Source organism: Bombilactobacillus thymidiniphilus, assembly GCF_023380245.1.
Lineage (GTDB): Bacteria > Bacillota > Bacilli > Lactobacillales > Lactobacillaceae > Bombilactobacillus > Bombilactobacillus thymidiniphilus.
Window position 1 is genome coordinate 1 of record NZ_CP093365.1, and the last position, 18,496, is coordinate 18,496.

The 18,496-nt window shown below is 31.5% G+C and carries 31 protein-coding genes and 2 pseudogenes; 14 read left to right on the forward strand and 19 right to left on the reverse strand.

Annotation, left to right across the window (positions count from 1 at the left end):
• Positions 1 to 44: 44 nt before the first annotated feature.
• The 13 genes from MOO47_RS00005 to MOO47_RS00055 all read left to right on the forward strand — a co-directional run bounded on the left by MOO47_RS00005 (position 45) and on the right by MOO47_RS00055 (position 5,037).
• Positions 45 to 260 carry an isochorismatase family protein gene (locus MOO47_RS00005; protein ID WP_260523922.1) on the forward strand — a complete coding sequence of 72 codons (216 nt, stop codon included), beginning with the start codon at positions 45 to 47 and terminating at the stop codon, positions 258 to 260.
• A gap of 116 nt (positions 261 to 376) precedes the next feature.
• Positions 377 to 538, forward strand: coding sequence for a hypothetical protein (locus tag MOO47_RS00010; RefSeq protein ID WP_249512841.1), 162 nt, complete (start codon positions 377 to 379; stop codon positions 536 to 538).
• Between the two features lie 26 nt (positions 539 to 564).
• Positions 565 to 720: a hypothetical protein gene (locus MOO47_RS00015; protein WP_249512831.1), complete on the forward strand. Its 156-nt coding sequence runs from the start codon at positions 565 to 567 to the stop codon at positions 718 to 720.
• An 86-nt stretch (positions 721 to 806) separates the two neighbouring features.
• Positions 807 to 1,298 (forward strand): hypothetical protein, encoded by a 492-nt coding sequence (locus tag MOO47_RS00020; RefSeq protein WP_249512832.1) that lies wholly within the window; start codon positions 807 to 809, stop codon positions 1,296 to 1,298.
• The gene (locus MOO47_RS07705; RefSeq protein ID WP_396022072.1) at positions 1,198 to 1,416 is read left to right on the forward strand and encodes a CPBP family glutamic-type intramembrane protease; all 219 of its coding nucleotides are present in this window, start codon (positions 1,198 to 1,200) and stop codon (positions 1,414 to 1,416) included. The genes MOO47_RS00020 and MOO47_RS07705 overlap by 101 nt, the downstream gene beginning before the upstream one ends.
• A 90-nt stretch (positions 1,417 to 1,506) precedes the next feature.
• A complete protein-coding gene (locus MOO47_RS07630) occupies positions 1,507 to 1,641 on the forward strand; it encodes a hypothetical protein (RefSeq protein WP_260523906.1) in 135 nt (44 codons plus the stop codon).
• A 300-nt stretch (positions 1,642 to 1,941) separates the two neighbouring features.
• Positions 1,942 to 2,385 carry an ATP-binding cassette domain-containing protein gene (locus MOO47_RS00025; RefSeq protein WP_249512833.1) on the forward strand — a complete coding sequence of 148 codons (444 nt, stop codon included), beginning with the start codon at positions 1,942 to 1,944 and terminating at the stop codon, positions 2,383 to 2,385.
• A 23-nt stretch (positions 2,386 to 2,408) separates the two neighbouring features.
• On the forward strand, positions 2,409 to 2,672 hold the full coding sequence (locus MOO47_RS00030) for an AAA family ATPase (RefSeq protein WP_249512834.1): 264 nt from the start codon (positions 2,409 to 2,411) through the stop codon (positions 2,670 to 2,672).
• Positions 2,665 to 2,961 carry a hypothetical protein gene (locus MOO47_RS00035; RefSeq protein WP_249512835.1) on the forward strand — a complete coding sequence of 99 codons (297 nt, stop codon included), beginning with the start codon at positions 2,665 to 2,667 and terminating at the stop codon, positions 2,959 to 2,961. Before MOO47_RS00030 ends, MOO47_RS00035 begins: the two co-directional genes overlap by 8 nt.
• A 63-nt stretch (positions 2,962 to 3,024) precedes the next feature.
• Complete coding sequence (locus tag MOO47_RS00040) at positions 3,025 to 3,453, forward strand: hypothetical protein (RefSeq protein ID WP_249512836.1); 429 nt, start codon at positions 3,025 to 3,027, stop codon at positions 3,451 to 3,453.
• Positions 3,454 to 3,502: 49 nt separating this feature from the next.
• Positions 3,503 to 4,048, forward strand: coding sequence for a flavodoxin family protein (locus tag MOO47_RS00045; protein ID WP_249512837.1), 546 nt, complete (start codon positions 3,503 to 3,505; stop codon positions 4,046 to 4,048).
• A gap of 274 nt (positions 4,049 to 4,322) precedes the next feature.
• Positions 4,323 to 4,493, forward strand: coding sequence for a hypothetical protein (locus MOO47_RS00050; protein WP_249512840.1), 171 nt, complete (start codon positions 4,323 to 4,325; stop codon positions 4,491 to 4,493).
• A gap of 397 nt (positions 4,494 to 4,890) precedes the next feature.
• The gene (locus MOO47_RS00055; RefSeq protein WP_249512839.1) at positions 4,891 to 5,037 is read left to right on the forward strand and encodes a hypothetical protein; all 147 of its coding nucleotides are present in this window, start codon (positions 4,891 to 4,893) and stop codon (positions 5,035 to 5,037) included.
• Positions 5,038 to 7,357: 2,320 nt separating this feature from the next.
• Here MOO47_RS00055 and MOO47_RS00060 read toward each other — a convergent pair.
• From MOO47_RS00060 to MOO47_RS00135, 17 genes and pseudogenes are all read right to left on the reverse strand, one after another.
• Positions 7,358 to 7,504 (reverse strand): hypothetical protein, encoded by a 147-nt coding sequence (locus MOO47_RS00060; protein WP_249512839.1) that lies wholly within the window; start codon positions 7,502 to 7,504, stop codon positions 7,358 to 7,360.
• Positions 7,505 to 7,901: 397 nt separating this feature from the next.
• Positions 7,902 to 8,126: a hypothetical protein gene (locus tag MOO47_RS00065; RefSeq protein WP_249512838.1), complete on the reverse strand. Its 225-nt coding sequence runs from the start codon at positions 8,124 to 8,126 to the stop codon at positions 7,902 to 7,904.
• Between the two features lie 221 nt (positions 8,127 to 8,347).
• Positions 8,348 to 8,893, reverse strand: a complete 546-nt coding sequence (locus tag MOO47_RS00070; RefSeq protein WP_249512837.1) for a flavodoxin family protein — start codon at positions 8,891 to 8,893, stop codon at positions 8,348 to 8,350.
• 49 nt (positions 8,894 to 8,942) lie between these two features.
• Positions 8,943 to 9,371 (reverse strand): hypothetical protein, encoded by a 429-nt coding sequence (locus MOO47_RS00075; protein WP_249512836.1) that lies wholly within the window; start codon positions 9,369 to 9,371, stop codon positions 8,943 to 8,945.
• 63 nt (positions 9,372 to 9,434) lie between these two features.
• A complete protein-coding gene (locus MOO47_RS00080) occupies positions 9,435 to 9,731 on the reverse strand; it encodes a hypothetical protein (RefSeq protein WP_249512835.1) in 297 nt (98 codons plus the stop codon).
• Complete coding sequence (locus MOO47_RS00085) at positions 9,724 to 9,987, reverse strand: AAA family ATPase (protein WP_249512834.1); 264 nt, start codon at positions 9,985 to 9,987, stop codon at positions 9,724 to 9,726. The genes MOO47_RS00080 and MOO47_RS00085 overlap by 8 nt, the downstream gene beginning before the upstream one ends.
• 23 nt (positions 9,988 to 10,010) lie before the next feature.
• Positions 10,011 to 10,454: an ATP-binding cassette domain-containing protein gene (locus MOO47_RS00090; protein ID WP_249512833.1), complete on the reverse strand. Its 444-nt coding sequence runs from the start codon at positions 10,452 to 10,454 to the stop codon at positions 10,011 to 10,013.
• 435 nt (positions 10,455 to 10,889) lie between these two features.
• The gene (locus MOO47_RS07710; protein ID WP_396022039.1) at positions 10,890 to 11,213 is read right to left on the reverse strand and encodes a CPBP family intramembrane glutamic endopeptidase; all 324 of its coding nucleotides are present in this window, start codon (positions 11,211 to 11,213) and stop codon (positions 10,890 to 10,892) included.
• On the reverse strand, positions 11,095 to 11,586 hold the full coding sequence (locus MOO47_RS00095) for a hypothetical protein (RefSeq protein ID WP_249512832.1): 492 nt from the start codon (positions 11,584 to 11,586) through the stop codon (positions 11,095 to 11,097). Before MOO47_RS00095 ends, MOO47_RS07710 begins: the two co-directional genes overlap by 119 nt.
• A gap of 86 nt (positions 11,587 to 11,672) precedes the next feature.
• A complete protein-coding gene (locus tag MOO47_RS00100) occupies positions 11,673 to 11,828 on the reverse strand; it encodes a hypothetical protein (protein WP_249512831.1) in 156 nt (51 codons plus the stop codon).
• 26 nt (positions 11,829 to 11,854) lie between these two features.
• Positions 11,855 to 12,016, reverse strand: coding sequence for a hypothetical protein (locus MOO47_RS00105; RefSeq protein ID WP_249512841.1), 162 nt, complete (start codon positions 12,014 to 12,016; stop codon positions 11,855 to 11,857).
• 116 nt (positions 12,017 to 12,132) lie between these two features.
• Positions 12,133 to 12,387 (reverse strand): annotated as a pseudogene (locus tag MOO47_RS00110) (isochorismatase family protein); the annotation flags it as partial.
• 400 nt (positions 12,388 to 12,787) lie between these two features.
• Positions 12,788 to 13,042 carry a hypothetical protein gene (locus MOO47_RS00115; protein ID WP_249512828.1) on the reverse strand — a complete coding sequence of 85 codons (255 nt, stop codon included), beginning with the start codon at positions 13,040 to 13,042 and terminating at the stop codon, positions 12,788 to 12,790.
• 269 nt (positions 13,043 to 13,311) lie between these two features.
• Entirely contained in the window at positions 13,312 to 13,710 is a 399-nt protein-coding gene (locus MOO47_RS00120; RefSeq protein WP_249512827.1) for a hypothetical protein, read from the reverse strand.
• A gap of 4 nt (positions 13,711 to 13,714) precedes the next feature.
• Positions 13,715 to 14,545, reverse strand: a complete 831-nt coding sequence (locus MOO47_RS00125) for a hypothetical protein (protein WP_249512826.1) — start codon at positions 14,543 to 14,545, stop codon at positions 13,715 to 13,717.
• Positions 14,546 to 15,377: 832 nt separating this feature from the next.
• Positions 15,378 to 15,761 carry a MerR family transcriptional regulator gene (locus MOO47_RS00130; protein ID WP_260523921.1) on the reverse strand — a complete coding sequence of 128 codons (384 nt, stop codon included), beginning with the start codon at positions 15,759 to 15,761 and terminating at the stop codon, positions 15,378 to 15,380.
• Positions 15,762 to 15,974: 213 nt separating this feature from the next.
• A pseudogene (locus tag MOO47_RS00135) lies at positions 15,975 to 16,129 on the reverse strand (aldo/keto reductase); the annotation flags it as partial.
• A gap of 487 nt (positions 16,130 to 16,616) precedes the next feature.
• Here MOO47_RS00135 and MOO47_RS00140 point away from each other — a divergent pair.
• The gene (locus tag MOO47_RS00140) at positions 16,617 to 17,057 is read left to right on the forward strand and encodes an 8-oxo-dGTP diphosphatase (RefSeq protein ID WP_249512824.1); all 441 of its coding nucleotides are present in this window, start codon (positions 16,617 to 16,619) and stop codon (positions 17,055 to 17,057) included.
• A gap of 93 nt (positions 17,058 to 17,150) precedes the next feature.
• Here the strand turns inward: MOO47_RS00140 and MOO47_RS00145 are convergent, their stop codons facing one another.
• Together MOO47_RS00145 and MOO47_RS00150 are read right to left on the reverse strand one after the other, a co-directional pair.
• Positions 17,151 to 17,867: a CPBP family intramembrane glutamic endopeptidase gene (locus MOO47_RS00145; RefSeq protein WP_249512823.1), complete on the reverse strand. Its 717-nt coding sequence runs from the start codon at positions 17,865 to 17,867 to the stop codon at positions 17,151 to 17,153.
• 211 nt (positions 17,868 to 18,078) lie between these two features.
• Positions 18,079 to 18,318, reverse strand: coding sequence for a hypothetical protein (locus MOO47_RS00150; RefSeq protein ID WP_249512822.1), 240 nt, complete (start codon positions 18,316 to 18,318; stop codon positions 18,079 to 18,081).
• Between the last annotated feature and the right edge of the window lie 178 nt (positions 18,319 to 18,496).

Consider the following 18,496-nt stretch of genomic DNA (forward strand, 5'->3'; position numbering starts at 1 on the left):
TTTTTTTTTTTTTCTTTTTTCCTTATTTTGGATAAAGTGCCTTTATTGGAACTAAACTAAAAAGTATTTTACTAGAATGTCAGATTGAAAAAGTATTTATCTGTGGTTTGACAACGCCACATTGTGTTTCCACTACTACGCGAATGTCTGGTAATTTGGGATTTGATACTTACTTAGTTGAAGATGCAACAGTCTCTTTTGCAATTATGGATTACCAGGGATTTCATTTGTTCGCTAAATGGCCATATCTTAAACGATAAGACATACGTATGCTTTGATTGTAAGCTTGATTTTAAATCAACAATGAATATATTCTTAGATATACCTAATTCATATATACGCGTTGGGTAAATATAAAAGTGTGGGAGGAATAGTAATGAATACTTCTTTTGAAACAAATTGGATCAAAGAAAATATCGAAGCTTTAGATTGTGAAAGCTTACAGTTAATTCAAGGAGGCTCTAGAAAAGATTATAAGGCTGGTTATGCATGGGGGCAAGGCTGTAAGGCATGCTGTAGATATATGGACAATTTTTAAATAATTTTGGAGGAGAAGGTTTTGTTATGGAAAATAATTATTTAGAATTATCAGATAACTCTTTGGGCGAAATTTTGGGAGTCGGACATGCTTATACCGCAGCCGCAATCCGTAGAAATAATAGGTCCATGCAATCGGCTGCAGACTTTGCTTGTGGATTTTATCATGGCTTTTTTGGCTAAATAGTTTGATTGAATTTTTATTATTGGATACTAATCTTTTTATATATATTATTATGGGATTTTATCATATTTAGGAGAATAGCTATATGAGTCATAAAAGATTAACAAACAGACTTATAGTATTACTGGTTTTAGAAGTTTTATTTGAATTTGGTATGGTGAATTTTTCGAGATATCTTCATGAAAACAGCAGTGTGCTTTTTTTATGTTTAGATAAGTTTTTATTCTTGGGTTTACTGATTCTGTTGAATAACTGGCTAACACAACGAAAAATCCCTTTTTCTTTGAAACTCAATAAAGATCAACAAAAAGGCATTTTGGTTGTTGCTGGAATTTTAATTATTATGGGTTTGATGAATGTAAAGAATTTTTTGAATGCCATCGCTGTGGGCTTTATAGCTGGTACGACTGAAGAGTATCTTTTTCGAGGAGTCGTATTGCTAACACTATTGGAATTATTTGATCATTTCCAGTATCTTGTTTGGTTCGGAGCATTTTCTGAATCTATACTCGCAAAGTTTTTCGGCAACAATAATCCAAGTTTTGCAGACGACGGCTATGGGATTTGTGTTTGCTAGTATTTTTGTTAGAACCAATAATTTACTATTTCCTATGTTATGTCATTTTAGCTTAGACTATGTGGTCACTATTCTTTGGGGAATGCAGAATAGTAGCAATATTTCGTTTGGTTGGTAGTGCTATTGGTGTGTCAGTATTTTATTTAATAGTTGGTTTGTTTATTTTGATGCCAATATTGACCGATAATAAGTTAAAAGTTGAAAAATAATGTTTTTGGGAGTGCCTGAAGGAAAAGAATGGATTGAACAACGCTTTGAAACAGCTATTTTGGTGAATCAGTGGCCGGTAAAGACTCATAGTTATTACACTACTATTGTGATTTTTAGAAAGTGGTTGAATTAAACCTGCAATTTCCTTCCTAAAATTAAAATTGTAACTTCGAAAATTGTTGACTTTTAATTTTTGGGGTCTTAATCTTAAGTTAGATATGAGTGTAATAGATAGTTATTTTTCTTAAATAATTTAAAAAATAATCCTACTCCAAAAATTTCATCAACATCTTCTGTAATTACATATTCATCTGGATCATTATCTGCTTTTAAATTACCTAATGTAAAAATAGCAGGGCTAGGTCCAGTGATTTATCTAAATTGATTACTGTAATTATTGATTTCTTTTCCTCAGATGGATAGAGGTGGACAAATGAAATTCACTGTAAATGGATTATCAAAGCGCTATAAAACATCACATATATTGACTAACGTTAATTTTGATTTTGATATGAGTGTGTGCAACATAATTGCACTAATTGGACCGAATGGCATTGGTAAAACTACACTTATGAGATTAATGGCAGGTATTACTATTCCCAATGCTGGTGATATCTCCATAGATAATTCCACTAACTTAACGTACGAAGCTTGGGCGCGAGTAAATACCATCTTTGTTCCGGCTGGTGAAAGAGGATTAAGAAACAAACTGACTATTTACCAAAATTTAGAATATTTTTCGGCTCTAAGTAATCAAAATTATCAAGAAAATGCTGATCATCTAACAAGTTTAGCCAAATTATTTAACATTACTAACTTTGTAAAAAATGATTTTGAAAAACCTCAACTGGTCAAAAGAAAAAGGCATCTTTACTAGTTGCTGCTGCCATGAATTCCAAAATGTTGTTATTAGATGAGCCCTCTAATGGCCTTGATATTGATGCTCAAAAAGAATTAATGACATTGATGTCTAAACTATCGGAACTAGAGAAAATAATTATAGTTTCGTCTCATGATCCGGAATTAATTAGTACAGTGGCGCAAAGCTATGTTTTCTTAGGAAACGGGCGCGTGCTCAAACAGACATTTGGTCAGGTTTCAAAAGAAAAATTAGTTAATAGATATCACCAATTATACGGATTGGGGGTGATAAACGATGATTAGGCAAGGCATTATAAGATTATTCCTGGTTGAATTAAAAATGGAATGGATCACCAGAATGAAATATATTATGGCGTCTATTGGTGATTTTGTGGTCTTTACAGTTACATTTCTAGCAGTGACATTTGTGGCGCCAGTTTCTGCGGTAAACAGCACCTATCATACTAATCAAGGCCTGTTACTTATTATGATTGGTTATATGTTTTGGAATTTAGGTGTTGTAGCGATGGATATTGGCACACAAGTGATTGAAAGTGCTGCCAAGAGTGGGATATTAGAAATAGAGATGTAATCTAAGTATCCACTTTGGCTACTAATATTTATCAGAAACATTGTCACAAATGCCTTTGTGGTTATGTATCTAATATTTCTTGGTGTTGCAACGTCGCTATTTACTAATTTGAAGTTTTCGACAATCTTACTTGCTATTATTTATGTCACAATATTGTCTATGCTTACCAATTTAGGTATGTTAGGTATTGGATTTATATTTGCTTCAGGATCATTGTCGTTTAAAAGAATAGGACAATGGTCTACACTACTCCAAGCAGCGATTATATTATTTTCCAATGTTGGAATACCGTTAACAACTCCACTACAATTAATTGTTCCTTTTTCAGGCGGAATAGAAATTGTGCGAAGCTTAATACTTAATAAGCCTATATCAGTTAACGAATTAATCATCACGTTAATAGTAAACATCTTATGGTTTATTGCTGGGATTGTTGTTTTGAACGTTAGTGTAAAGAATGAACGAAAAAATGGCTCATTTACGGCCTTTTGATTGTAGTAAAAACATATTGTCTAGTACAAGGAAGCAGGTAAATATTTACATGAAAAAAATTCTTTTATTTAATTCGTCAACGCATGATCCTTCTAATTCGGCCATTTTAGCCAAATTAGTCTTAAAGGGATTGGATTATCAGGATATAAATCTAAATAATGTCCAAATAGGTGATGTGCAAGATTTTCGGTTTGCGTCTAGTTGGCCTCGCCAAGATGATGATTATTATCGTATCAGTGAACAGCTCCAAGCAGCTGATGTAATTGTTTTGGCAACACCGGTCTATTGGTATGGTGTCGCTGCCACACTGAAAAGGTTCATCGATCGATGGTCCGAAAGTCTCAAAGTGGATGATAATTTTCGAGCAGCAATGCAAGGCAAACAAATTGTCTTGGTTATTGTTGGTGGCGATAATCCTATAGTTAAAGGTCAACCGATTGTTGAGCAGTTTAATTATATTTGCGAGTTTTTGGGTATGGAATTGTTGACTAGTGTAATTGGAGAAGCTAATCGACCGAATACAATTCAAAATGATTCACACGCGCTGTCTCAAGCTGAGGCGGCTAACACAATGCTTAAAAAATTGTGTCAGTAGGAAATGGAATACAATTGATTCAAAAAGCTTGTTGCTAGCAACAAGCTTTTTTATGTTCAATAATCTTTTCTTTGTGAGGGCACACCTTTTTTGTCAGTAACAATTCAGCAAAAGTCTGATATACCAACGCTGCACCTCTTAGTTGCGTTAAAGCTCGTAAGATGTTCGTGCTTTTTTTAAGTGGCAATTTCATAATCACCTTGTATTGAGAGGTGTGGTCTTTGGGAAAGGATGGAAATGATGTCCATGTTAATATGATTTTTTTTTGATTATTATGCCAGCTTTGTTAAACTTGCCGTTGTTTTTTAAAAGTCGTAATCAAATGACGACAACAGTCCAATTATTGATGATGTGCATTTATTTAATAATATTTTTATTAGCTACTACCACAATGCTTATGAATAATAATTATGATAATGACATTTGTTGTTGGCATGGTTTCTAATATTGGTGATTTGATGATGTAAAGTTATAACAAAAAGTGATTCTAGGGCAATGAATTAGAGAAGAACGAGAAAAAAGAAATTGGACACAAACTCAATGTTAGCCGCCAGTCTGTGTCTAAATAACTTATCCAGATATTGAGCGTCCAATTCAAATTAGTGATCTATTTGCGGTTAGTTTAAACAGTCTGATACGTGATGATGAAAAATTTCAGCAACAGATTAAATTTCAAAAACTACGAAATGGCATGACCTTTTGGGATTTCTTGAGTTATCGTTGGTGGATTATTTTTGTCATTGCTTGGTGTTTAGCGTGGTTACTGCCAATAGTTATTCATGCTCTGAAGTAGTAATCAATAAAAATGATTGAAAATGTATCTTAAAGCATAAAGGATATTCATGACAAAATTAATGAATTATCCTAACCAATATCAATTTACTCTCGCAGAAAATTGCCGTTTTGCACGTGCTAATTGTACATGTAAAATGCGGCTGTTTTTGACAGTACCTAAAGAATATCAGCCTAAGAATGTTACTAAAGACTAAATTTTAAAAGTGACGATTAATTTGTTAAAGGGATATGAAACGCAATTTAGATCAGGATATGTTCAAAATCGTGGAACCAACAAATTTATTGGCTACCCTATTAGAGAGTGCTTGATTAATTACAATAAGCGGGTTCCATATTATGGCACGTATCCAGAAATTAAAAGAAAAATATCAGCAGGTCGTTTATTTGTTTCGCATGGATGAAATTATGCATCGTGAATCGAAAAATTAAAACTTCATCAATATGGATCGCTAATTAACCGATCTGGTGAGCAAGTTGATGTGCATTTATAGAGATTTTAACCAGACTTCATTCTGTTTCTGGAAAATAATGAAGTCTATAGGGTATGAGTAGTGATAAGTTTGTTAGTGAATTATGGAAACAAGATTTGTTACTTTACATGTTCGATCACCAAGCTGAGATGGAATTTGAATAGGAATATGATGATGATGTGTACGTTAACGGTGCGAAATTCCACATTAAAGGTGATAGACAAAATACTATGAACAAGCTTGATCGATTAACTAGTGCTGATGATTAGTTCTAATTCTAGGATTTACATTTTTATTTTTTAATATACCATCTATCCCTTAAAGTTGAGACCGATGAGCAATTAAAAGATTCTTTTGAGTACTACGGCGGATATTAATAAATTATTTTAAAAATATTTATCTCATGTAACTATATTTATGAGCCTGATAAATAATAGTAAATTTGGATCTATTCTATTTATTTATGATTTGTTTATGGATATAACAAATGAATATAGTAAATTTAACAATTAATCAAAATATATTGAATTTGTTGATTGAAAATTGACTGGATCAAATAAATAATCATAAGTTGATATTTTTTAAATGTGTAAATTAATTAAAAATAAAGTATCTATTAAATATATATGATCTTTTGAACGATTAAGATATTTAAAAAATATTAAATGTGTTGAGTTAAATTATATCCTTCGTTTATAGTTTAACTTTTTTGTCTAAAATTTCGTTGTGTACGAAATTGCAAAATGATGTGCTGATGAAATTTAAAAATATTAGTATTAGTAGTAAAATGGTACATCTTTTTATTGAGAATCAATATGAAAACTATATATAAATATTTATAAAAAGTTCCAAAATGATACGGTATATATATATCCTATGAGCTATAGCTCATAGGATATATATATACCGTATCATTTTGGAACTTTTTATAAATATTTATATATAGTTTTCATATTGATTCTCAATAAAAAGATGTACCATTTTACTACTAATACTAATATTTTTAAATTTCATCAGCACATCATTTTGCAATTTCGTACACAACGAAATTTTAGACAAAAAAGTTAAACTATAAACGAAGGATATAATTTAACTCAACACATTTAATATTTTTTAAATATCTTAATCGTTCAAAAGATCATATATATTTAATAGATACTTTATTTTTAATTAATTTACACATTTAAAAAATATCAACTTATGATTATTTATTTGATCCAGTCAATTTTCAATCAACAAATTCAATATATTTTGATTAATTGTTAAATTTACTATATTCATTTGTTATATCCATAAACAAATCATAAATAAATAGAATAGATCCAAATTTACTATTATTTATCAGGCTCATAAATATAGTTACATGAGATAAATATTTTTAAAATAATTTATTAATATCCGCCGTAGTACTCAAAAGAATCTTTTAATTGCTCATCGGTCTCAACTTTAAGGGATAGATGGTATATTAAAAAATAAAAATGTAAATCCTAGAATTAGAACTAATCATCAGCACTAGTTAATCGATCAAGCTTGTTCATAGTATTTTGTCTATCACCTTTAATGTGGAATTTCGCACCGTTAACGTACACATCATCATCATATTCCTATTCAAATTCCATCTCAGCTTGGTGATCGAACATGTAAAGTAACAAATCTTGTTTCCATAATTCACTAACAAACTTATCACTACTCATACCCTATAGACTTCATTATTTTCCAGAAACAGAATGAAGTCTGGTTAAAATCTCTATAAATGCACATCAACTTGCTCACCAGATCGGTTAATTAGCGATCCATATTGATGAAGTTTTAATTTTTCGATTCACGATGCATAATTTCATCCATGCGAAACAAATAAACGACCTGCTGATATTTTTCTTTTAATTTCTGGATACGTGCCATAATATGGAACCCGCTTATTGTAATTAATCAAGCACTCTCTAATAGGGTAGCCAATAAATTTGTTGGTTCCACGATTTTGAACATATCCTGATCTAAATTGCGTTTCATATCCCTTTAACAAATTAATCGTCACTTTTAAAATTTAGTCTTTAGTAACATTCTTAGGCTGATATTCTTTAGGTACTGTCAAAAACAGCCGCATTTTACATGTACAATTAGCACGTGCAAAACGGCAATTTTCTGCGAGAGTAAATTGATATTGGTTAGGATAATTCATTAATTTTGTCATGAATATCCTTTATGCTTTAAGATACATTTTCAATCATTTTTATTGATTACTACTTCAGAGCATGAATAACTATTGGCAGTAACCACGCTAAACACCAAGCAATGACAAAAATAATCCACCAACGATAACTCAAGAAATCCCAAAAGGTCATGCCATTTCGTAGTTTTTGAAATTTAATCTGTTGCTGAAATTTTTCATCATCACGTATCAGACTGTTTAAACTAACCGCAAATAGATCACTAATTTGAATTGGACGCTCAATATCTGGATAAGTTATTTAGACACAGACTGGCGGCTAACATTGAGTTTGTGTCCAATTTCTTTTTTCTCGTTCTTCTCTAATTCATTGCCCTAGAATCACTTTTTGTTATAACTTTACATCATCAAATCACCAATATTAGAAACCATGCCAACAACAAATGTCATTATCATAATTATTATTCATAAGCATTGTGGTAGTAGCTAATAAAAATATTATTAAATAAATGCACATCATCAATAATTGGACTGTTGTCGTCATTTGATTACGACTTTTAAAAAACAACGGCAAGTTTAACAAAGCTGGCATAATAATCAAAAAAATAATCATATTAACATGGACATCATTTCCATCCTTTCCCAAAGACCACACCTCTCAATACAAGGTGATTATGAAATTGCCACTTAAAAAAAGCACGAACATCTTACGAGCTTTAACGCAACTAAGAGGTGCAGCGTTGGTATATCAGACTTTTGCTGAATTGTTACTGACAAAAAAGGTGTGCCCTCACAAAGAAAAGATTATTGAACATAAAAAAGCTTGTTGCTAGCAACAAGCTTTTTGAATCAATTGTATTCCATTTCCTACTGACACAATTTTTTAAGCATTGTGTTAGCCGCCTCAGCTTGAGACAGCGCGTGTGAATCATTTTGAATTGTATTCGGTCGATTAGCTTCTCCAATTACACTAGTCAACAATTCCATACCCAAAAACTCGCAAATATAATTAAACTGCTCAACAATCGGTTGACCTTTAACTATAGGATTATCGCCACCAACAATAACCAAGACAATTTGTTTGCCTTGCATTGCTGCTCGAAAATTATCATCCACTTTGAGACTTTCGGACCATCGATCGATGAACCTTTTCAGTGTGGCAGCGACACCATACCAATAGACCGGTGTTGCCAAAACAATTACATCAGCTGCTTGGAGCTGTTCACTGATACGATAATAATCATCATCTTGGCGAGGCCAACTAGACGCAAACCGAAAATCTTGCACATCACCTATTTGGACATTATTTAGATTTATATCCTGATAATCCAATCCCTTTAAGACTAATTTGGCTAAAATGGCCGAATTAGAAGGATCATGCGTTGACGAATTAAATAAAAGAATTTTTTTCATGTAAATATTTACCTGCTTCCTTGTACTAGACAATATGTTTTTACTACAATCAAAAGGCCGTAAATGAGCCATTTTTTCGTTCATTCTTTACACTAACGTTCAAAACAACAATCCCAGCAATAAACCATAAGATGTTTACTATTAACGTGATGATTAATTCGTTAACTGATATAGGCTTATTAAGTATTAAGCTTCGCACAATTTCTATTCCGCCTGAAAAAGGAACAATTAATTGTAGTGGAGTTGTTAACGGTATTCCAACATTGGAAAATAATATAATCGCTGCTTGGAGTAGTGTAGACCATTGTCCTATTCTTTTAAACGACAATGATCCTGAAGCAAATATAAATCCAATACCTAACATACCTAAATTGGTAAGCATAGACAATATTGTGACATAAATAATAGCAAGTAAGATTGTCGAAAACTTCAAATTAGTAAATAGCGACGTTGCAACACCAAGAAATATTAGATACATAACCACAAAGGCATTTGTGACAATGTTTCTGATAAATATTAGTAGCCAAAGTGGATACTTAGATTACATCTCTATTTCTAATATCCCACTCTTGGCAGCACTTTCAATCACTTGTGTGCCAATATCCATCGCTACAACACCTAAATTCCAAAACATATAACCAATCATAATAAGTAACAGGCCTTGATTAGTATGATAGGTGCTGTTTACCGCAGAAACTGGCGCCACAAATGTCACTGCTAGAAATGTAACTGTAAAGACCACAAAATCACCAATAGACGCCATAATATATTTCATTCTGGTGATCCATTCCATTTTTAATTCAACCAGGAATAATCTTATAATGCCTTGCCTAATCATCGTTTATCACCCCCAATCCGTATAATTGGTGATATCTATTAACTAATTTTTCTTTTGAAACCTGACCAAATGTCTGTTTGAGCACGCGCCCGTTTCCTAAGAAAACATAGCTTTGCGCCACTGTACTAATTAATTCCGGATCATGAGACGAAACTATAATTATTTTCTCTAGTTCCGATAGTTTAGACATCAATGTCATTAATTCTTTTTGAGCATCAATATCAAGGCCATTAGAGGGCTCATCTAATAACAACATTTTGGAATTCATGGCAGCAGCAACTAGTAAAGATGCCTTTTTCTTTTGACCAGTTGAGGTTTTTCAAAATCATTTTTTACAAAGTTAGTAATGTTAAATAATTTGGCTAAACTTGTTAGATGATCAGCATTTTCTTGATAATTTTGATTACTTAGAGCCGAAAAATATTCTAAATTTTGGTAAATAGTCAGTTTGTTTCTTAATCCTCTTTCACCAGCCGGAACAAAGATGGTATTTACTCGCGCCCAAGCTTCGTACGTTAAGTTAGTGGAATTATCTATGGAGATATCACCAGCATTGGGAATAGTAATACCTGCCATTAATCTCATAAGTGTAGTTTTACCAATGCCATTCGGTCCAATTAGTGCAATTATGTTGCACACACTCATATCAAAATCAAAATTAACGTTAGTCAATATATGTGATGTTTTATAGCGCTTTGATAATCCATTTACAGTGAATTTCATTTGTCCACCTCTATCCATCTGAGGAAAAGAAATCAATAATTACAGTAATCAATTTAGATAAATCACTGGACCTAGCCCTGCTATTTTTACATTAGGTAATTTAAAAGCAGATAATGATCCAGATGAATATGTAATTACAGAAGATGTTGATGAAATTTTTGGAGTAGGATTATTTTTTAAATTATTTAAGAAAAATAACTATCTATTACACTCATATCTAACTTAAGATTAAGACCCCAAAAATTAAAAGTCAACAATTTTCGAAGTTACAATTTTAATTTTAGGAAGGAAATTGCAGGTTTAATTCAACCACTTTCTAAAAATCACAATAGTAGTGTAATAACTATGGAGTCTTTACCGGCCACTGATTCACCAAAATAGCTGTTTCAAAGCGTTGTTCAATCCATTCTTTTCCTTCAGGCACTCCCAAAAACATTATTTTTCAACTTTTAACTTATTATCGGTCAATATTGGCATCAAAATAAACAAACCAACTATTAAATAAAATACTGACACACCAATAGCACTACCAAACGAAATATTGCTACTATTCTGCATTCCCCAAAGAATAGTGACCACATAGTCTAAGCTAAAATGACATAACATAGGAAATAGTAAATTATTGGTTCTAACAAAAATACTAGCAAACACAAATCCCATAGCCGTCGTCTGCAAAACTTGGATTATTGTTGCCGAAAAACTTTGCGAGTATAGATTCAGAAAATGCTCCGAACCAAACAAGATACTGGAAATGATCAAATAATTCCAATAGTGTTAGCAATACGACTCCTCGAAAAAGATACTCTTCAGTCGTACCAGCTATAAAGCCCACAGCGATGGCATTCAAAAAATTCTTTACATTCATCAAACCCATAATAATTAAAATTCCAGCAACAACCAAAATGCCTTTTTGTTGATCTTTATTGAGTTTCAAAGAAAAAGGGATTTTTCGTTGTGTTAGCCAGTTATTCAACAGAATCAGTAAACCCAAGAATAAAAACTTATCTAAACATAAAAAAAGCACACTGCTGTTTTCATGAAGATATCTCGAAAAATTCACCATACCAAATTCAAATAAAACTTCTAAAACCAGTAATACTATAAGTCTGTTTGTTAATCTTTTATGACTCATATAGCTATTCTCCTAAATATGATAAAATCCCATAATAATATATATAAAAAGATTAGTATCCAATAATAAAAATTCAATCAAACTATTTAGCCAAAAAAGCCATGATAAAATCCACAAGCAAAGTCTGCAGCCGATTGCATGGACCTATTATTTCTACGGATTGCGGCTGCGGTATAAGCATGTCCGACTCCCAAAATTTCGCCCAAAGAGTTATCTGATAATTCTAAATAATTATTTTCCATAACAAAACCTTCTCCTCCAAAATTATTTAAAAATTGTCCATATATCTACAGCATGCCTTACAGCCTTGCCCCCATGCATAACCAGCCTTATAATCTTTTCTAGAGCCTCCTTGAATTAACTGTAAGCTTTCACAATCTAAAGCTTCGATATTTTCTTTGATCCAATTTGTTTCAAAAGAAGTATTCATTACTATTCCTCCCACACTTTTATATTTACCCAACGCGTATATATGAATTAGGTATATCTAAGAATATATTCATTGTTGATTTAAAATCAAGCTTACAATCAAAGCATACGTATGTCTTATCGTTTAAGATATGGCCATTTAGCGAACAAATGAAATCCCTGGTAATCCATAATTGCAAAAGAGACTGTTGCATCTTCAACTAAGTAAGTATCAAATCCCAAATTACCAGACATTCGCGTAGTAGTGGAAACACAATGTGGCGTTGTCAAACCACAGATAAATACTTTTTCAATCTGACATTCTAGTAAAATACTTTTTAGTTTAGTTCCAATAAAGGCACTGTTTACAGTTTTATCCAAAACAATTTCTGAAGGTAAAGGTTCAGACTGCTTTTAAAACTAAAAACCAGTATTCTGAAAATAAAATCGTGATTTAGGATCATCACTAATATGATGTACATTAATAACTAACCCGTTGCGCTGGCGAAAAGCCTGTAACAGTTAATGCACGTTATTTCAAGCAAATTCTTTATTACTCACTCCCCAATGCCGTCGCGAAAAGTTTTTTGGACATCAATTACTAATAGGGTTACATTGTCCATACCCAATTTTCCCATTAATTAATAATTAACTATATTTTAGAAATTAGCTTAAACTTGAGAATCTTTATTTTTACTGTCAATTCCAATTTTGTAATATATAGCAAATTAAAACATAATTGAGAGCAGTAAAAAAAAAGCGCGCTTTTATAAAAGCACGCTCTTCATCAATACTACTTGTTATGAACTACCCGTACAAAGGCAAAATACTCAGAAGCCACTAGCGCCAATAATAGTAATAAACCAATGTAAATCGATGCATACACTGAAATAACCGTAACGATAGTTAGCCCAATCGCAGATGTTGTCAGAATCAAAGAAAACTTTTGCGCTTTAGTCAGTTTAGCGGTGTCCCCTTGGAAAGAAATTGCCGTGGCAATCGCACCCACAACGATCATCACTCCGAAAAAAATGTGTAATCCAATCATTAATATTCCTCCTGTTTAATTTATTATACCGGACACTGTAAAATTCAAGCTATAGTTAATATCAAGATTTTTATAAATTAATTATGATCTATTTTTATTTTAGGTTTACTTCTGATTCCAAAAATCAGTACGATAAAATACAGTCCTGAATAGGGACAAACAAATAAATAAAGTTAATAACATCACTACCAATAATTTATCCCACATCAGGCAAATAATTATCAACCAAGTAGCCTGTTTTGCCACTACTTAAGTATTTTAAAAACCATTCACAGTGATCCTCTACTTTTTATAAGATCTGAATAAGCTTTGATAGGCTGATCTACAAACAACACATTACCAATTGTTCCCAAAATTGATATCAATATAACAACAATCTTGTAATCAAGAAATTTAATTATGAAAAAGAAACCAATTCCAACCACAAAGTTAACAAACCGCGTAAAAACGTCTCCCAAAATAATTGATTCAGCAATTAAATCTTTGTCCGTAATAATTTGACCAATCGTTGCAGTTCCTACGCGAAAAAAATAAATACTGACACCAAATATAAGAGTAGCTAATAGTAGAGAGGACATTGTTTGTAAACTTAATGCAATAATAGTAGCTAACAGTCCACCAAAAGGAACTAACTTGTAAAAACGAGGTAACAATTTTACATTAGTCATAATCTTACCCCAAAAAAGCTCCTGACAAGATGAAAGCAATACTTAATGTTGTTTCATACGTAGTTTGAATTTTAGATGACAATTGCGCTTGATTTTCTGCAATTGCCATAATCACCATGGGGGCAGCAATCTCCCAGGTGTTAAAAACAAAACCATTCGCGCTACGAACTAAATTTAAAAAAACAACATTTTTATTTTTTATGGCTAAAAGATAATTTTTGAAAGGATATTTTGGAATATCTACATTACTCTTATTTAGTGGTTCATATTTCTTAAGAATGAACCATGCAATTAAAGCTACCAATTGAAGAAACAACACTACTACACAACTAGCTAAAACAATGCAGTAATTAACTAGCAAATAGCCTAGTATAGGTGCAATCAACGTGAATGTTTGTAATAAAATATGATAACCATTGTTAGATTGGATCTGATCTTCAACATCATTCTCAAAAATATCTACCAACTCATAATTATAATTAGCAGATTCAATTCCTTGAATCAGATTGATCACAACAATACAGCAATATAGGGGAATCTTTTGTTGATAAAATATAAAAAACAAAAACTCCGCAACTAAACTAACCATCGATAGTAATATACCTAACTTAAATCCCTTAAAATGGATAATTAAAAAAGGTGCAATCATCCCGCTAAGTGAAACAGCCAGCAGACCTAACAGTACTAAAAAGCCTGAAGAAGCACCAGAATTATCTATTTTATATAAGAAGATAGTTGCGAAATAAAGCACTACTGCCTTACTAAAATTGGAAAATGTTGTTAAATAAATAGATAATCTTTTTTTATTGTTTAACCATTTATAAATTGATGCCATAGTTTAATTGTCTTTTCATCTAATTTACCAGCTACCAGGAATTTTATATTAGGAGCATAAGCAGAAACTTTCTGCAATTTAGCATACATCATTAAAATTAAAAAAACAATCTATTTTACAATTTATTTTTAATATAAATTCCTTATGTTAATCAGTTTATCATATTAGCAACTACTTTGGACCTTCAAAAATTAATAGGATTAAGCTGTCTGGGCAGCAAAGACAGCACCCAAAAGGCAACTTTACTCCAATTTATTGTTCAAGTAAAAATCATTCCAAATTTACTAAAAAAATACTAACCTGGCATTGGGGTCGAAATTTACTGATCACCTGTTTCACATCATGCAAATACAAATAATTGGTAACTAATTGATCTAAGACCCGTTGCTTATTTTTAAAATACCTAAAAACTGTGCTAATACTGGTCCACCACTAAAAATAATTTTTTAGTTTTCATAATAACTTCCCGTTTAATTCCAATGCTCAACAGCGTACATATTTCATGCTTTGCGTGTGAGCATTTACTTTAAAAAAGCCAATAATATCACACTTCCATAGGAATGCTTGCATTGAAAAATATCAGTATGTTATTGGACAATTAGTTTCAATTTAATATCCATTTTTCATCTATTGCAGAAATCGTCAAAAAGTGCGCAACTTTATTTATCTGAATATATGACATCATCATCTCTTCATTTTTCGACACTTGTCCTTGACTTAAAGTCACTCAATTGACAACAGTTTTCACTTTTAAACAAAAATAAAGAGCCACTTAATTAGCTTTAAAGCTTAACTAGGTGGCTTTTTAAATGACACTTTGCTCGCAAAAGCTTTAATCATCATCTAAAATAAACTGTTGTTCACTTTGGCGCGCTTTTGTATCATAAACAGCCAGTTTATGTTGCAATAAAATCAAAGTAGCTGACAATTCATTAATTTCTTGTTCAATGCGCTGCGCTTGTGTACTTAATACCTCTTTAAGTAAAGCAATTGTGGCATCATTACCCGCAATAACTAAGCTAACATATTGTTTTAAAGCAACGACAGATACTCCAGCGCGACGCATCTTTTTGGCAAATAGCAACTGGCGAATATTCTTACCAGTAAAATTGTGTGACCCATCTTGATAACGGTCTACCGGAATAATTAAACCGCTCTTTTCATAATAACGAGTAGTATCCAGTGGCAAACCAGTTTGCACAATGGCTTCTTTTATTTTCGTAAATTAATTAGGCTTCTTTTTATTTTTAGAATGAATTGTAAAACACACAACAATAAAAGTTAAAACAACTAAAATTAAAGAAATTTGCATCGCATGTTGATACATTACTGCCGTAGATTGAAATGGCTCTATCAACAAGGTAATTAAAGCTAATCCTACTGATGAACCAATCTGATGGGCAGTGTTAGTTACACTGATGGCAGCACCAGCTTCATTTTGATAAGCTCCTGCCGTATCGACTAATCGATAACCAGTCCTAATAGCTGGAGTACGGCTGTTTTAGTCTGCTCTGCTGGAATCTGATAAACACCAAAACCGAGTGATGGTATTTGAACACCATTATTTAATGTTTTATATTCCATAAACTTACCTCCACAATTCATGCATAAAAGGGTATCTTAAACTCTGGAGTTGACACCAGAGCAAGTATATTTTTAATTAAAAATAAAAAGACAGCTCCCCGAGTTAACTGGAACTATTAAGCCATTATCTAAACAAACTAGAAATGATCCAACATTGTGTCCTCCACTATTTAATTTCAGAAAATAAAAAAGCCGTCTAATGACGGCCTATGTTATTATTTGACTGATATAGTCAAAATTGGAAGGACAAAAAAACAGGAAACAAAAAAAGGAAAATATTAATATGGGAAACTTAAATATGCAAAATAAGTTTGGCTGTGGCTGAGGGGGGTCTCAGCCACAAATTCATTGTATCAAATAAAAATTAAAAAACAAGAATTAACCATTAAATATTTGTCGTTTCGTGAGAAAAACAAATCCTTTTTGTTGTGCAATTCAATTAAAATTTGTACTTTGTTATAATAAAAATAAAAAAGGAGGTAGTTAAATGGATCGAACTGAATCAGTTACCCTTACCAACATGTGCATGATTACCAATGCTGACAAAATTCTAGTCTTAAATCGTGTTGATCCTAATTGGCCAGGCTTAACTTTCCCCGGCGGCCATATTGAAGCACATGAATCTATTACGGAGTCCGTTATCCGCGAAGTGCAAGAAGAAACTAATCTGACGATTACCCAGCCAAAATTAGTGGGTGTCAAGCAATTTTACGATGCTGAACATCATCGCTACCTAGTCTTTTTTTATCGTGCCAACCAATTTAGTGGTGAGCTAAAATCATCACGTGAAGGCAATCTGAAATGGCTGACGAAAGAAGAATTACTACAATCTCCTTTGGCACCTAACTTTGATCATGACCTGCCACTATTTTTTGATGAACAATTTAATGAACACCTATTAGATGGGCAACGTGATGTATTGTTTTAAAATAAAAAATGCTATTCGGATAGCACCGTCATAGCGCAATACATAAATGATTATTATTTAAATGAATACCAACAAAATATATGCTTTTATTGATTAAATTTCAAGTTTTTTATAAATTAATGAATATATTAAATATGATACTAATAAAAATACAATGACAGATATAATTATATTTAAGTCAATATTTACAGAGGGGCTACACGATGCAACCAAGTCAATAACAAAATGAGTTAGTATCGGAAAAATAATATTATTAGACACTTTATATAACAGACACAAAAACATTCCTATAACAAAGGCAAAAAAAACTTGTACGATTGTATATTTAAAGCTTTGAGAGTTATTAATGATATTAAAAAAATGTGCAAATGCAAAAAATAATGATCCAATAATAGAAGCTATCAAAAAAGATTTTTTACTTTTTACAAAAATTTTATAAAGAATAGTAAACAATATAGCGCGATAAAATATTTCTTCAGATAATGCATAAGAAAAATTACCAAAAATCATATTATACTTAAATAAATGAAAAGAGAAATTATTATTAATAATAAAAGAAATAAAAATAGTTATTGCCATTATCTTCAAACTACACTTTAAAAAATTAGTCTTTTGAAACAGATCTATTTTTAATATACCAATAGCCAAAATAATTCTAATTGTAGAAATAGTAACTCTTTGCATCGTCATTCTGTCATTCAAAGAAAAGTTAAAAAGATCACCTAATAGTCCTCCGAGCATAAAACCTAAAATATATCCCAATAACAAAACTATTATACCTTTAAATATCAAAATAATTTTTTCATTCACTATTACACATTCTCCTTAATTATAAAATGAAAATACTATCAATCATCACTATTTTCATTAACACTTACTCTTTAATCTATACTGTTCTATCTGCTTGACAAATAAGATTTTAATGAATCTATCTTCTGTCTAAATTCATAAGGATGGTAAACATAGTTCATCGATAAATTGATAACGATAACTTTTGAATCATTAAGATACAAATTTAAAACTATCGGATTTTTACTTGATAACATGGCTGGAAAAAAATACCATAAGCGGTCGTCATAGGCAGAGGTAATTTGATGTCCTCAAACTTATTATAGTCACCTTGTAATTGATAAGATGCAATAGAACTTAGATCAATATTTTGTGGTCGCCTAAACGGAAATACCATCAATAAAATACGTTTCGTCAAAGTACTCATATCATAATAATAAATTTTTTGGTGCTTAATTTTTAAAAAAAACATCTAAAACATCCATCTTGCTGGCATAACTTAAAATAGCCAAAATAAAGTAAATGACAAAAGTTAAGAATCACAAATCGTATCTAAACACAGAACCAATAAATAGACTACAAACTGCACTAATAACAAAACTAACGATAATCCTACTTCATACATAATAATATTCATAAAATATAGTAGT